Source organism: uncultured Campylobacter sp. (assembly GCF_937949835.1).
In the GTDB taxonomy this organism is placed as follows: Bacteria; Campylobacterota; Campylobacteria; order Campylobacterales; family Campylobacteraceae; genus Campylobacter_B.
In genome coordinates, this window is the sequence record NZ_CALEDC010000227.1 from 1 (window position 1) to 1,885 (window position 1,885).

The 1,885-nt window shown below is 53.5% G+C and carries 2 protein-coding genes; one reads left to right on the top strand and one right to left on the bottom strand.

The window, feature by feature from the left end:
• On the top strand, positions 1–1,223 hold a 1,223-nt coding region (locus tag Q0256_RS05205), incomplete at its 5' end, for a DMT family transporter (protein ID WP_297960753.1).
• Here Q0256_RS05205 and Q0256_RS05210 read toward each other — a convergent pair.
• Positions 1,167–1,885: metal ABC transporter permease (locus Q0256_RS05210; RefSeq protein ID WP_297960756.1), on the bottom strand; the 719-nt coding region annotated here is incomplete at its 5' end. The two genes, Q0256_RS05205 and Q0256_RS05210, sit on opposite strands and share 57 nt — an antisense overlap.

Genomic DNA, 1,885 nt, shown 5'->3' on the forward strand with positions numbered 1-1,885 from the left:
CAAACGATCCGGACTCCGCTCATACGCCGCAGAGCTTTGGATTGAAAAATTTTAAGGCGCGGAATTTTGCGAAGAAATCTAATTCGGCAGAGAATTCTAGCTCCGCTCGAAGCTTAAATTCCGCGCAGAATTTCGATTTCGCGCAAAGCTCTAATTCTACGCAGAGCCCTGCTGCCGCGCAAAATTCTGCCTCTACGCAAAACTGCACGCAAAGCTCGAATTCCGTGCAGAGTTTCGGGCAAAATTCTAATTCCGCGCAAAGCCGTGCGCAAAACCCCGCTCCGCCTAGCAGGCTGTGGGATCTGGGGCTACTTTTCGTAGCGATCGTTTGGGGCTGTACCTTCGTGCCGGTTCAGCGCGCGCTGCATAGCGGCGACGTTTTTAGCTTTTTATTTTGGCGCTTTTTGGCGGCGAGCATTTTTACCTACCTCGCCTGCCTGCGCTTCGGCGTCAAATTTGACCGCGGCACGATAGGGCGGGGCGTGTTTTGCGGGCTGATGCTATTTTGCGATTTTTCGTGCCAGACCATAGCGCTTGATTATGCGCTGTCATCGACGGTGGCGTTCATTTTGGGGCTCAACGTCGTCATCGTGCCCTTTTTAATGCTTGCTTTTTTTGGTAAAAAAGTCGGTGCGAGCGCCTTTGGCGGTGCGGTCGTGGCGCTTTTGGGGCTGTATTTTTTAAGTGGAGCAAGCGGCGCGGTGGGATTTGGCATAGGCGAGCGACTGACGCTGATTTCGGCGTTTGCATACGCGCTTCATATCGTATTTACGGGCGTCTGTGCGCACAAAAGCAATCTCTACGGCTTTGTGATCGTGCAGTTTATCTGCGTCTGCGTCTGCGCGCTAATCGCGGCAGTTTTCGTCCCGCACGCGGAATTTGAAGGCGAGATAAAGGTGTTTGGAAATTTGATCTTTTCGCCGAACTTCGATTTCGTTTTCGCGCTGGTTTTGACCTCGATCTTTGCCACCGTCGCGGCGTTCGTGATCCAAACAATGGCGCAAAACCGCGGCGTAAGCGAGATAAAAACGGTGCTGATTTTCGCGCTGGAGCCCGTAAGCGCGGGTATTATGGGGTATGCTTTCGGCGAGAAGCTAAGCGCGCTTCAAATTTTGGGTGCGGCGCTGATACTCGCGGGCATCCTGCTTAGCGAGCTGGGCGGGCTTTTAGGCGCGAAGTTTGCTAAAGATCGAGCTTACGAAAAAACAGACCGAGGCGACTAGGATTATCGAAGCGCCGCTGGTTAGATTGAGCTTAAAGCTCAAAACAAGCCCCGCCGCGCAGAAAAGCGCCGATAGCGCGCAGCTTATCGCCATCATCGAGCCTAGGCTTTTTGAAATTTTTTCGGCGATGAAGGGCGGGATCGTCATCAGCGAGATTACTAAGATTAGCCCCACGATCTGAATCGACGCGACCACCGCGAGGCTCGCCATCACTACGAGGACATAGTAAAAGACGCTCGTATTCACTCCGCGCAGCAGAGCAAATTCCTTATCGAAGCTGATCGCTAAAAACTGCCTGTAAAAGCACGCCGTAAGCGCCGCAAATGCCGCGCCGCAAATGCCGATGAAGATTAAATTTTCATGATTTATCGCTAAGATCGAGCCGAATAAAAAGCTCATCAGATCGGATTTGTATCCAGGCGTAAGATCGGCGAAGATTATCCCCAGCGCCATTCCAAACGCCCATATCGCGCCGATTACGGCGTCGAAGCGCTCGGTGTTTCGCAGCGTGACGTAGGCGATGAGCAGCCCCAAAAACAGCGCAAATACGCTAGCTCCCAGCACGGGCGAGATGCCTAAAAATAGCGCGATGCCGATGCCGCCGTATGCGCCGTGTGCGACGGGAGGGGTTGCGTCGGACAGGTGCCCGGTATGGGCGGCGT